Annotated in this window: 14 protein-coding genes and 2 pseudogenes; 8 read left to right on the forward strand and 8 right to left on the reverse strand. The window is 44.9% G+C overall.

The features are described 5' to 3' along the window. The 6 genes and pseudogenes from ACEW9J_RS14045 to ACEW9J_RS14070 all read left to right on the forward strand — a co-directional run. Positions 1 to 216, forward strand: a pseudogene (locus ACEW9J_RS14045) (hypothetical protein); the annotation flags it as partial. 1 nt (position 217) lies between these two features. Continuing rightward, positions 218 to 1,135, forward strand: a complete 918-nt coding sequence (locus tag ACEW9J_RS14050; protein ID WP_373545739.1) for a carbon monoxide dehydrogenase maturation protein — start codon at positions 218 to 220, stop codon at positions 1,133 to 1,135. Next, positions 1,132 to 1,719, forward strand: a complete 588-nt coding sequence (locus tag ACEW9J_RS14055) for a hypothetical protein (protein ID WP_373545740.1) — start codon at positions 1,132 to 1,134, stop codon at positions 1,717 to 1,719. Before ACEW9J_RS14050 ends, ACEW9J_RS14055 begins: the two co-directional genes overlap by 4 nt. A gap of 284 nt (positions 1,720 to 2,003) precedes the next feature. Continuing rightward, a complete protein-coding gene (locus ACEW9J_RS14060) occupies positions 2,004 to 2,303 on the forward strand; it encodes a hypothetical protein (protein WP_373545741.1) in 300 nt (99 codons plus the stop codon). Positions 2,304 to 2,599: 296 nt separating this feature from the next. Then, a complete protein-coding gene (locus ACEW9J_RS14065; RefSeq protein WP_373545742.1) occupies positions 2,600 to 2,905 on the forward strand; it encodes a hypothetical protein in 306 nt (101 codons plus the stop codon). Next, positions 2,906 to 3,340, forward strand: coding sequence for a hypothetical protein (locus ACEW9J_RS14070; protein ID WP_373545743.1), 435 nt, complete (start codon positions 2,906 to 2,908; stop codon positions 3,338 to 3,340). A 494-nt stretch (positions 3,341 to 3,834) separates the two neighbouring features. Here ACEW9J_RS14070 and ACEW9J_RS14075 read toward each other — a convergent pair whose 3' ends face one another. From ACEW9J_RS14075 to ACEW9J_RS14085, 3 genes are all read right to left on the reverse strand, one after another. Next, positions 3,835 to 4,065, reverse strand: a complete 231-nt coding sequence (locus ACEW9J_RS14075; RefSeq protein WP_373545744.1) for a hypothetical protein — start codon at positions 4,063 to 4,065, stop codon at positions 3,835 to 3,837. After that, positions 4,029 to 4,790, reverse strand: coding sequence for an MGMT family protein (locus ACEW9J_RS14080; protein WP_373545745.1), 762 nt, complete (start codon positions 4,788 to 4,790; stop codon positions 4,029 to 4,031). The genes ACEW9J_RS14075 and ACEW9J_RS14080 overlap by 37 nt, the downstream gene beginning before the upstream one ends. A gap of 380 nt (positions 4,791 to 5,170) precedes the next feature. Next, positions 5,171 to 5,446 carry a hypothetical protein gene (locus ACEW9J_RS14085; RefSeq protein ID WP_373545746.1) on the reverse strand — a complete coding sequence of 92 codons (276 nt, stop codon included), beginning with the start codon at positions 5,444 to 5,446 and terminating at the stop codon, positions 5,171 to 5,173. Positions 5,447 to 5,651: 205 nt separating this feature from the next. Here ACEW9J_RS14085 and ACEW9J_RS14090 point away from each other — a divergent pair, with 205 nt between their 5' ends. Next, complete coding sequence (locus ACEW9J_RS14090) at positions 5,652 to 6,107, forward strand: hypothetical protein (RefSeq protein WP_373545747.1); 456 nt, start codon at positions 5,652 to 5,654, stop codon at positions 6,105 to 6,107. A gap of 84 nt (positions 6,108 to 6,191) precedes the next feature. Further along, a complete protein-coding gene (locus ACEW9J_RS14095) occupies positions 6,192 to 6,884 on the forward strand; it encodes an SOS response-associated peptidase (RefSeq protein ID WP_373545748.1) in 693 nt (230 codons plus the stop codon). 48 nt (positions 6,885 to 6,932) lie between these two features. Here the strand turns inward: ACEW9J_RS14095 and ACEW9J_RS14100 are convergent, their stop codons facing one another. The 5 genes and pseudogenes from ACEW9J_RS14100 to ACEW9J_RS14120 all read right to left on the reverse strand — a co-directional run. After that, positions 6,933 to 7,349, reverse strand: a complete 417-nt coding sequence (locus tag ACEW9J_RS14100; protein WP_373545749.1) for a hypothetical protein — start codon at positions 7,347 to 7,349, stop codon at positions 6,933 to 6,935. Positions 7,350 to 7,730: 381 nt separating this feature from the next. Then, positions 7,731 to 8,363 (reverse strand): retron system putative HNH endonuclease, encoded by a 633-nt coding sequence (locus ACEW9J_RS14105; protein WP_373545750.1) that lies wholly within the window; start codon positions 8,361 to 8,363, stop codon positions 7,731 to 7,733. After that, entirely contained in the window at positions 8,360 to 9,688 is a 1,329-nt protein-coding gene (locus ACEW9J_RS14110) for an AAA family ATPase (protein WP_373545751.1), read from the reverse strand. Before ACEW9J_RS14110 ends, ACEW9J_RS14105 begins: the two co-directional genes overlap by 4 nt. A gap of 99 nt (positions 9,689 to 9,787) precedes the next feature. Then, entirely contained in the window at positions 9,788 to 10,432 is a 645-nt protein-coding gene (locus ACEW9J_RS14115; protein WP_373545752.1) for a type IV toxin-antitoxin system AbiEi family antitoxin domain-containing protein, read from the reverse strand. A 298-nt stretch (positions 10,433 to 10,730) separates the two neighbouring features. Beyond that, positions 10,731 to 11,128, reverse strand: a pseudogene (locus ACEW9J_RS14120) (IS4 family transposase); the annotation flags it as partial. Between the last annotated feature and the right edge of the window lie 366 nt (positions 11,129 to 11,494).

Genomic DNA, 11,494 nt, shown 5'->3' on the forward strand with positions numbered 1-11,494 from the left:
ATGGTAGCGGCATCATTGCTAGCATATTTTGCCATGTTTCCTCAACAATTAAGATTAGCCAGAGGTTCGGATGGTGCCATGCTGGAATGGTTGAGTACTGCCGATGGTAAAATCCTTCGTCGTGCGTTTGTATCTGGCAATAGATCTGTAGAAGATTGTATCCGTAAAGGAATAAAAAAGACTGGCAAACCTGTTTGTATGTTGGAGATTAAATGATATGAGCAATTCTAAAAAAGATGAGCCTGTGGAGCAAGTAGAAGCAATAGAACCACCAAAGATAGACGATTCAAATATCCCAACACTACATCTTTCCAATGGAGTTTTAGGAGGAGTTGGAAAATCTACTCTCGCCCGTCTATTTTGTGAAAGATTTATTAAGCTCGATCGCGCGTTTACCTTAATTGATGCCGATCCTAATTATAATGTAGCGCGAGCTTATGACAAAGAAACCGTGTCCCTTTGGCAGCACAAGGATATAAAGTCTTCAGTTAGCTCGACGATCGGCAGTCGCTTTGGTCGATCGTTAGCAGATAAAGATGATGCTAAAAAGTCGTCAGTAAGTTCAAAATTACTTAGCGAACAGATTATCTTTTCTAAAGATACTAAATTCAGCTATTTAGGCGATCGACTGTTCGATATAATATACAGTTTAAAGCAAGATATAATTTCATCTTTGCCAGCAAATGACGGAATAGATCTTTGGCTAGAAAGTAATAATATTAACGCACTTATGGCAAGCGAATCACCACCGTTTAGAGTTGTAAATTGGTGGTGCAGCTTTGGGAGCGGTACATCCCAACAAATGTTCGTCGATTTCGTTACTAAATACCCCAACCTGCACCATGTCTGCGTATTTAACTTAGGCATAACTAGTGCTGTTCCTAACTGGGATAGGTTCGATCCGTTACCTCTGCTAGACAAATTTTCACAGGATGGTAAAGTTAAAATTGCTAACATCCTGCCTTGGCTCGCAGATCCGGCAATTCTCGAAGCGGTAGATCTCGGCACTCCGTTACATGAAATTGTCAAGAATGGCTATAACGGGAAGCAACTCAATCCGATCGTGAAACTGAAAATAGATAAATGGTTGGAGAATAATTGGCAATCTTTTAGAAATACGGGGCATTTGCTTTGATTAATTATGTATCGTCGGGGGGAGAACTAGTCGATCGCGCCTTGCAAAGTCTGCTGACGTGTTATGGAGCCTCATATCAACGGCACATGTTTCCCACGATCCCCGACTGGAAACTAGATGAGCTGCTGTGCGACCATCAAGTTCACGCGCTCGTGTCTGAGTGCGATCCTCTCAAGTTTCATCTCTATCTCGATCGCCTCCCGATTAAAATCGATACTCGCGCTCACTGGTGGCAGGTTCTACCACCATGTCACAAACAGATTCAAAAAATCGTCTCCTTAGTAGTAGGATTTAACGGTAAATATAAATACTTGAAATACAGCTTTTTCTTGAGTCAAGCTTATGAAGCATCTGTTTGGAAGACTATTTTTACTAGAGTCGATCCGCATGTATTGAAGGCAATCGATCGAAAAGGAATCCTCTTTAGACTAGCCGATATCGAGCTTCATAAACTTAATTATACATATTATAATCGACAGATTCACAGTTGCTTAGTCTATCCCCGTTCAGACCGCTATACAAATGCTAAAGTTACAAATTTATTACTAACAGTCAGTCAAATTCATCCTTATTTTTATTATTAGATTTATAATTTATGGCTGTTACAAATTCAGAAAAAACAAGTACAAGAGTAAGCAAGCACGCTCCAGGACGGCGTTGAAACAGAATAACTGTAAAAACAAAAACCTGCAAGATAGGCTATAACATTTACTCTGAGCCAATTCTAACATCTGATATTTGGGCAGTTTTAGCTCAAAAATTCGACGAGAGAATACGCCTTTGGGGATGAGCTTGCAGGATTTCGCACGTATTCTGTGGCAACGCCATTGCGAGGATATCGATTCGGTTTGCTCTGGTTCAGGTTGGTTTGGAGCTTGCCCATAGTTATCATCTGTTACCTTTTCCTGTCGAACATTGTGGCTGGGCGGTTAAACAGATGTTTGATGATTGGCTAGATATTCGCGGCGGGGAGGGGTCGATCGAAATAAAGGAAGCCTGTAACCGGATCGAGCATCTGTTTGTCTCCAATCAGCATGGCGATCGGGTGGCAGATACCCACAATCCGGTAAACGTGCGGAATTTGTTAGCTTATCGTCACATTGACGACTTAACCAAAGAAGCAGCAATTTTGGGTACCGCCAGCAATATTCGACAAAGAATTGGCTGATGGTGTCGATCGCAAGGGATTAATTAAGGAATTGCAAGTTCGAGGTTTCCGAAAACGCATCCGAACAAGATCGCGAATTCAAGGTAGGCGATCGTGTCAAACCCGCCGATCCCTTTCACGAGCGGGGAGAAGATGCGGGGATTGTAGAATCGCTCGAAGGAGAACAATTTGTCGTGCAGTGGCAGAGCGATCGCAATCTTCGTCGTTACACCCGCGAGGAACTTCAGATGGTTGCCTGAAAATTCCGCTCCCAGATCGATCTAAAATCGGATCTTGTCCAGTTATCAGATTCAACCATGCCCTCAGCTAAATCCGAAATCGTCCTTAAATTCTCCGAATTGCCCCAAGCCAAGCCATTGCCTGATAAAAAAGTTGAGGTCGAACTAATCGACCAAAATGGGATCGCGTTTACTGCTATCCTCAATGCCAAAAGCTGGCGCAAGGCTGAAGCTAATGCCGCAGGATTTGAAATGTGGGCGGGACCAATTAGTGGCAAGCTGGGTGAAGGTAGCCAAGGCTTAAAGATCGTGGATGCAGGCATTCAGATTTTTGAGAAAAAGCCGAAAACCGCATCGGAGGAATCGGTAGGGGAGAAAACATAAATGGAAACGCTTCAACCTTATCTGTCTTACTTTGGTATCGGTGCTGCGATTGTTAGTGCGATTGCCCTACTCCTGTGGATTGGTTTTACTGCCATGTTATCTGCCGCGACTGAGGGAATACCGGAACTGCTGGGCAAATTCTTTAATTACTTGGCAATGGGCGATTTGGAGACAGCTTATAGTTTGACCTCTGCCCGATTCAAACAGTCAATTTCCCAGGCGCAGATGCGGAAACTCGTGCGGAAGCATCAAATCGACCAGCACAAGCGACTGTTGTTACCAGTATCGCTCCCTGAAGGTGATGCCCATGCCTTCGATGCCATCCTCATCCTCACATCCGATCGAGAAATTCCAATTTCGATCGAATTAGTCCGACAAGGCGAACACTGGAAGATTGATGCCTTGAGTTTTCCCCGAAGCTTGCGCGCCGCCTAAGCGGCGGTCGAGTAAACAAGAATGAGACGAACATTAGTGGCGGCTGCCCATTCATGCCCTTTGCCAATCGCAATTCGATCGTTGGCGGTAGCCTCTCGTAAGAGAATCGCCCAAAAAATCCCCTCCTCTGCGAAGGCAGACGCTACGCGAACGGAGCGGCAGTTTTATTTGGAGGTTTCCTCCGAATAAAAAAACCGACAAGACAGGGGTGCCCGTAGGGTGGGGTGGGTTCAACCTTCGATCGCACTACCAACCCCAAAACATCGGCATTAAGATCGGCACTAATCAAGAATTAAAATAGCTATAATCCTTTTGGCTCAACATATTTGAGCCTGTACAAGATCGGCACTAATTAACGACGCGGACGACCGCGCAAGGAGCAGGAATAGTCGATCGTGTTTGATATCGGGATCAACTGTGAGAGGGTGTCTGAAAAGCCTAGATCTAATCTTCCCAACCCCTCTTAAAAAGGAGAATTTAGGAGAATTCATCACCTACAATTGCACAAATAAAAGTTCGCTAGCGGCTACTTTCTCTAATGTCAAATCATCGAGAATGATAACCTCATAGGGCAATCGATCGATAATGTCAGCAAGATCTTCGAGGTGAAGCGATGGGAGAGCTTGATTATTAATGGCACCTCGATTATACGATCGAGTCGAGATTTTACTTGGCTTTTCGATCGCCATTAACGTAGGTGCGAGTAAATCGTCGGCTCGTTCCACAAATAATCATCTAGCACAACGCATGAATCGATGACTCGAACCCCTTCTGCTTCTAATCGCCCTTGCTGGTTGGTAACGTGTAGCGTTAGATCGCCCTGTGAGTCTAATACTCGATGCGCCGGATACCCGTCAGCAGTTGCTTTTTGAAGGTATTTGGGAATCGCGCGATAGTACCCTTGTGAGACTCCAATGCCGACGATTACCTGCTTATATGTAACTACTTTACCCGCCGGAATTTTCGTCAAGAACTCCAAAAAGCGTTCGTAAGGAACATCGGATAAAGCGGGAAATACGTTCCGCTCGATCTCAAATCTATCCCCAGATTTTATGAATCCATCTGCAATAACTACCCCTAAAATGCCCCTCATGCCCTCGATGCTTTTAAGCGACTCGACCAAATGGGCGACTCGTTTGCAGGGTTCGCAGTGAAATGTCAGCCGAATAGCCGCACCGCTGGGGAATTTCAGCATGGAGCCAGGTGCGAATCTATCTAAATTAGCCCCTGAGATGACGATGTTCTCGCTCAGTTCGCCTGGGTCGATTGCGAGCTTTACCAAGTCTTCTTGCCGCACCACCAGCACCTGTCTGGGGCTAATCGGATGAGCGTGGATATCTCGATCGATGCCATAACCAGCGACGATCCTCAATTGAGATCGTTCGGTCATTGCCGAGCCACGTTTCGATTTCTGAAAGAGGTTGACGATACATCCTGAAGAATCGGTCATTAGATATCTGTAGAGATAACGCGCGATATTTCCACAGCATACTTTATTTCTGCCGATCGGCTAAATCTAGTGTCAAACTGACTAGATTTACCTGAGAGTAACAGTTGCAGCCAATTTTTAGTATGTAAATTACATACCAAAAAAACACTGAAACTAGCGAACCACAAAGGTTATAGCTATTTCAAGATTCTTAAAATGCTCGAATCTCCTGTCAGCAAACAGCTTTAGCCGAATTTTAGTATGTAAATTACATACTAAAAAAATGGTGAAACTAGCTACTCAAAGGGTTTTTAGCTGTTTTCGCTCGATCGATCGCGCTTCAATCTAGTCCCAGAGCTAATTCCGGTCAAATTTTGGTATGTAATTTACATACCAAAATTTTAAGCCAAAAATGCCAAAATCGCATCGATACCAAGGCTTTCAGAGATTGCTTTTTGCACCCATCTCACCTGACGATGCGGAACGATCCGGCAGCGACTCCGCCACTTACCATCAACGTTTTCCTTCCAGGTAATTTGCCACTTCCAATGCTGGGGATTATGCGGATCGCGATTGCCGCGTACTTTGGGGTATTCGACTACTTCACCGCTCTTATTCGTAACTTTCTGCGTAAATTGGTGCAGAGATCCGTGTTTCCCTCTCGTAGTCAGGCGCATCGGTAATGCCCCAAAATACTAATGCTGACACAAAACATTTATAATATAGATAAGAATTTTTTTGCGAGGTAAGTGTATTGCACTTACCTTTTTATTTGTTGTTTATTATATCATAAAGTTAATAGTGCGTTGTAATAAATACGATCTTAGGATCGTATTTATTAATGCAATATGTTAAACTTGGAACATGAGTTTTAACTAGTAAATGATGACTTCTGGCTATCCTGAAAACTGGAATGAAATTGCTAATGCAATCAAACAACAATCGGGATATTGTTGTCAGCGATGCGGGATGCAGTGTTTACCTCCAGGCAACAGCTATCGCCATCTACCGCGCCGAGTTAGGAGTAAATACACAGCCCAAGTCCACCACCGCGACCGCCAGCCATTTAATAATAATTCCAACAATTTAGTTACCCTATGTACGGGCTGTCATCTGTACTATCATCAGGGACAAAAAGGCAATATTACGCCAGGACAATTGAGCTTATCATTAGCGATCGATCTTCAAGATTTAACCCCGCCAGTATTTCAGCATCAACTCAGTTTAGCGATTGCTCTCACAGATGACAGGTCGTGCGATCTTCGTCAAAACGATCTGAGTCAAGCTAGTAATGTAAGTATGGGTATCCAGTTATCTTTAATCAAAGATCGAGCGTAAGGTTGGTATCGATCGAGTCAGGTTTTAGCTTACCGAACGGCAGTCGGTTAAGATGTTAAGACGGAAGAACTAATTGCAGTCAATATGTGCGGACGTTTTTCACAATCTTTTACAGCAGCTTCGATCGCTAATGCTTTCGGGGTAAATACCAATGACTTCCCACCCCCTCGCTACAATGTTTCCCCGTCCCAGCCAGTAATGGCTGTCTTTCAACTCCCAAACTCATTACAGCGACAGTTGCACTTATTTCAATGGGGATTGCTCCCCGCCTGGGTCAAAGACCCAACCAAATTCAGCAAGCCAATTAACGCTCGGTCTGAAACTGTCGCCGAAAAGCCCTCATTTCGCGCTGCGCTGCGCTACCACCGTTGCCTCATCCCTGCCAACGGTTTCTATGAATGGCAGCGAGTCAATGGTGGTAAAGCCAAGAAACAACCGTATTTTTTCAGTCTGCAAGACGGACATCCGCTCGCGTTCGCAGGACTATTCGAGCAGTGGGAAAGTCCATTAGGAGAATTCATCGAAACCTGTACGATTCTGACGACATCGGCGAACGATCTGGTCGCGCCGATTCACGACCGGATGCCTGTCATTCTCGCTCCTGAAGATTACTCCTCGTGGCTCGATGCTGGTGTTTCTAGAACCGATCGCTTATTAGCTTTGCTCAAACCTTATCCCGCAGCGGCGATGCAACTCTACCCAGTTAGTACGCTGGTAAATAGTCCCGATCGTGACATGGTAGAGTGCCAACAGCAGATCGCTCTCGAACCGAAATAAATCCACTCGATCGAACTTGACAATTTAGCTGTCTAATCGCCGTTAACTCTAATAAGATCTCAACTGAGTTCGATACTGGATAGGTTTCTCCAAAGACTTCATAATATAAAAATCTCTAGCAGGCTTCTCGATCGAGAGAACTGTCAACTTATTCAAACTAATCAACGGTCTGATATCTTGAATTCGATTGTTTTCGAGATTGAGATAAGTCAATTCACTCAAGCTACTCACCGCGCTAATGTCTTTAATTTGATAGTTATTCAGTGGTGTAAGATAGCTAATTTGAATTCCACTGAGATCGAGATCGGTCAGTTCAGTTAAGCTATTCAGCGAGATAAACCTAAGAATATAAATAGTTTTCTCATTGGATTCGATCGATCCAGTATTACTGGAATTTAGAGGATATTCGCAAACATGAAGGGTATAAAAAATTAAGCAATTCCGATCGGATTTTACCTTTGGCACGTAACCTTACTCCGATTGGGATCCAGACACCTGCCACCGCGCCATTGGGCTAACAATAACAACGCCAATTTTAACTCATTCACCTCTATGGTAGCCCGACCGTGCTGTCTTGTCTCGCTTTTCGCGTCGAGGAACCCGACGGGCGCGAGCCGCTATACCCCAGTGAGGGCACATGCGAGCTTTCCTAGTACTAGTAGGTGTCGAGCCGAGATCCGTGTAAAATTGTGCCACTTCCCTGGATGTCGGCAAGATAAATTTCTGGGGGTAGATTCACTCAGCGTCAGCAAAATAATGAACGATTGCGAAATTATGGATAAGCTTGAAACTATGCCAAACATGGGTTTCAGCCTGTTTGACTTGGGGATGGCGATCGCATTATTTTCACTTCATTCTCGCGATCTTTTTTTGCAGATAATATACGACAACTTGACAAAATGGAGCTAGCTCGCCACCATTATCCCCATTCCACTTGGCAAGTTGTTTTCGCAAGTCGGCATCAGAGGGATTAGCTTGGATTAAACCTTGCCGAAACGCCTCTAGTACGGCTTTGCGATTGCGAGTTAAGGTACCTTGATTCAGATTCAATACCTCATTAATTTCGCGATCGCATCGCTCCTCATTTGCGGCAATCGTCCCATCTCCCAAAAACCGAATTTTACCTTCAACATCGTGAGCTGGATCGGTAGGATTAAAACTTAGATTGAGATTGCCTTTTTTGGTATCGCAATGCTGTCTGTCAGGCTTTTGTCCTTCGTCACCTTTGCAAGCCCCCAGCAAATTTTTATATTCTAACTGTCGTTCGGGATATAGATCTTGACATTGCCAATGTTCGATCTTCATTTTGTCTGAATCGGGATAAATCCGCTGCATACAGTAACAGCAAATTCCTCGTTGTTCGCCAATTAAGCTCGCTCTGAGGTCATCCTTTGCGGCATAGTTATCATAATCGGTATTAGTATTGCATCGGTGTTCGGTCAAGGATTTCGGTTCGGGGTTTTTGTGGATATTTCTCATTCATTACCTGCTAAAAATTTAATCAACGAGCGAGCGCGGGTTAGTTCTGGCTCGGATTCGCCGAGTTTGTCGCTCAATGTCGCGATCGTTTGACGAGCTGCTGCAAAATCTTCAGCATCGATCAGCTCAAATAGCGTATGTAGGCGTTCCGATACTTCTCTATTGCGATCGCTAGCACCCATTAGTTCGTCTAATACGCGATTGGCATCGAGTCCATAAGCCTCAGTGGGAATAGTGGCAATTGCACCACTAGTTTCTCTATCGTTTTCAAGGATTCTAATCCGGCTGGCTTCAACTTCCCCAATTACTAGTGGCGAATGGGAAGTGCAGACAAACTGAATTGAGGGGAAAGTTCTAGTCAAGTCATTGACAACTTGATGTTGCCATTTTGGATGTAAATGTACGTCGATTTCATCGATCAGAACTAGCCCTGACGTTTGCTGTAAAACTCGCGGTAAGTTGCCACCATTGATGTTCGAGCCTTCACTTAAAAAAGAGGCATTTTGAGTAACAATTTTGATGGCAATATCGGCAATCAAGCCAACCATCATTTTCTGACCAGCACTCAGATTACTGAAGGGTTGGGGATTGCCTTGGATCGAAACCACAATTTCCGACCGTTCTGGGTCAAACCAGAGGTCTTCCGCATCGGGAATACAGCTTAATACAGCGAACCTGACCACCCAATAACCAGGGCGGATTTCTCCTTGGCGATTGAGTGAAGCGATCGCTTCTTTCTGAAACCAGGTATGGAGATCGGCGATTCTAATTCGTTCTTCAAAGCAGTCATAAAAGGCATCCCAGCGACGGGCAGGACTGGCTGTAATCGTCGCTTTGGGGTCGCGACTTTTGGAGGGGAGCCAAGCTCGACCCGCACCGTAGTAGGCGACAATTGGCAGCCAGATTTTTGCACCTGCGGCAACCTGTTGAAATAAACTGGAGATAATTTCTAATGCTGCTTTAGCTCCAGTGTTAGAGGTTCTAGAACCGTTAGTTTTAATTTGTCTGAGCCATTGCACCGCTCGACCGTCGAGTGCGCCTATTGCTTTAATCTGGACGGGCGTTCGTTCGACAAGTTGGGTAATGGTATCGGATGAGATTGCTTCTAGCCGGATTTCTGAGGGGAGAATATTCCGGCGACTATTGTTAAGGGTCGTATCGGGAGAGTTGACCAGCCAAACTCCTGCCGAGATTGCTAAAGCATCCAGCAGTGTGGTTTTACCCGTGCCATTGTCCCCCACTAGTAGGGTGAATTGGGGGTGCAATTCCAAGGTATAGTCTGAGAATTTCTTAAAGTTTTTGATTTCTAGTCGATCTATTCGCATGGTGTAAAAAAAATGACTCTCACGATTAGCCAGGATAACTAGTGCTCAAGTATTGTTTATGGGGGAAAGGGGAAAGCGATTCGCGCTCGTCCGATTGCGTTATAGTACCAGCATCTCCAAGTAGGGTTGGATAATCCGCTGTACCCGACAAATCCGAGCGTATTTATATAGGATATTTAGATCCAATTTCCGTTCCGTCCATGCTTCCTTGAGTGCTTCTAGGGCTACATCTAGTCCGACTGTCGATCGATATTTGAAGCAGTCAGCGATCGTTTTCGGTACGTCATAAACGCGGACGGGAATTCCAGCAACTAGATGGGTTTCGATTCCTGCGGTTAGGGATGCTCCCGACATATTAATTTGTCGCAAGGGAATCAGGTTATCGCTAGGTAAACCCCACCGATTATCAAATGACATCCAGATCTGGAAAGGATTTTGCGTCGTGAGTTCGTGAAAGCGCAGAGCCGATAACAGACAGATCGTGCCTCGTGGGAAACGGGTGCAAGCTTCTACATAAGTTTGAAATTCGGTGAAATCGGCATCCGGTAAAGTATATAGTCCTCGGCTCACCCGCACTAATGCGCCTGATTCGGTGAGGCGGCGGAGCTGTTGGGGATGGATACCTTGCGAACGCAGATCGTTACTGCGGGCGATTCCTGCCTTACCTACTAGGGTTAGGATGCGATCGTCTAGCGGCGATCTCCGGTTGTTGTCAGAGGAGCGGGCGATTTCAACTTCAGCCACGGATAAGTTACTAATAATTATATATATCTAACAGTATTTTATCACAGTAGAACGGATCGATCGCAATCTTCGCCGTTACACCCGCGAGCAACTTCAGATAGTCGCCTAAAAATTCCCCTCCTCGGAGGGGTGGCGCGAAGCGACGGGGTGGGTTCCGAATTTCCCACCACAAACTGTCGATTTCCACAACATAAACATGCGATCGATATTTCTCACAGTCGATCTCCCACCTGAAAAACCCCATTATCAATTCTCTGCTTGGTGCGCTAAACCGTCGGGTTCCCCCATTCGTGACAAGTTAAGACACGAGTGCAGTTGTCACGCAGGTTTGAGCGGATGGCTCAAAGAAAAATTGTCCCTCCCTGCTCGTTCGGTCAGGGAAGGGGGCAATAATCAATTTCTTGAATGGCTTACGAATAGATTTAAGAACGCCCAAGTCTCGATTTGCCGGAGCTGCAAAATACTTAATAGGGTCAGTGGCTAAACCTTTGTGATGAGCGACATAGAAATGATAAAGACCCCGATAAATCATCTCTAACGAAATCCGGTCGAATGGAACAGATAGTTCATCCGCAACAGCATCACCGAAATCTACCAGCACAGCATAAAATAGCCAAGTTCCCCACTGGACGGGTCTCCCGCCCAGTAGAGTTGTAATTGAATGCCATTGAGTGAACCCGTCCAGATATAACTCACTACACAGATCTCGGCTTTACCCCAAACCTTTGCCGATCCAGCTAAAAAGCATGACTAGCAAAGGTTTGGGGCGTATTAATGCGTTTTTGGCGCGTTGAGTTATTTTAGCCTCTTTGCCATTTTTTGCATAAAAGCGGATAATTTCAAAATTTACTGCTAGAAATAATTTCGAGTGGGGACAGATGAAATCATCATGTTGCGCTTATATTGATAGAGATTAGACAAATAAACCCCGTCCAACTTCAAACCCATAGTTTTCAAAGTATGAGACAATCTGATTCTGAGGAGTAAATTGAGGTCAACGCAAAGATGTTAAGAGTAGACTATGGTCGTTGGGCACAGACAGCTCAAATGTTGAGAGAACAA

Source organism: Chamaesiphon sp., assembly GCF_041737865.1.
Classification (GTDB): Bacteria; Cyanobacteriota; Cyanobacteriia; order Cyanobacteriales; family Chamaesiphonaceae; genus Chamaesiphon.

Excerpts from the sequence above, each read along its gene's own strand:
- ACEW9J_RS14080 (WP_373545745.1), bottom strand. The coding sequence starts at position 4,790 with ATGACCGATTCTTCAGGATGTATCGTCAACCTCTTTCAGAAATCGAAA.
- ACEW9J_RS14050 (WP_373545739.1), top strand. The coding sequence starts at position 218 with ATGAGCAATTCTAAAAAAGATGAGCCTGTGGAGCAAGTAGAAGCAATA.
- ACEW9J_RS14095 (WP_373545748.1), top strand. The coding sequence starts at position 6,192 with ATGTGCGGACGTTTTTCACAATCTTTTACAGCAGCTTCGATCGCTAAT.
- ACEW9J_RS14090 (WP_373545747.1), top strand. The coding sequence starts at position 5,652 with ATGATGACTTCTGGCTATCCTGAAAACTGGAATGAAATTGCTAATGCA.
- ACEW9J_RS14105 (WP_373545750.1), bottom strand. The coding sequence starts at position 8,363 with ATGAGAAATATCCACAAAAACCCCGAACCGAAATCCTTGACCGAACAC.
- ACEW9J_RS14110 (WP_373545751.1), bottom strand. The coding sequence starts at position 9,688 with ATGCGAATAGATCGACTAGAAATCAAAAACTTTAAGAAATTCTCAGAC.
- ACEW9J_RS14070 (WP_373545743.1), top strand. The coding sequence starts at position 2,906 with ATGGAAACGCTTCAACCTTATCTGTCTTACTTTGGTATCGGTGCTGCG.
- ACEW9J_RS14065 (WP_373545742.1), top strand. The coding sequence starts at position 2,600 with ATGCCCTCAGCTAAATCCGAAATCGTCCTTAAATTCTCCGAATTGCCC.
- ACEW9J_RS14085 (WP_373545746.1), bottom strand. The coding sequence starts at position 5,446 with ATGCGCCTGACTACGAGAGGGAAACACGGATCTCTGCACCAATTTACG.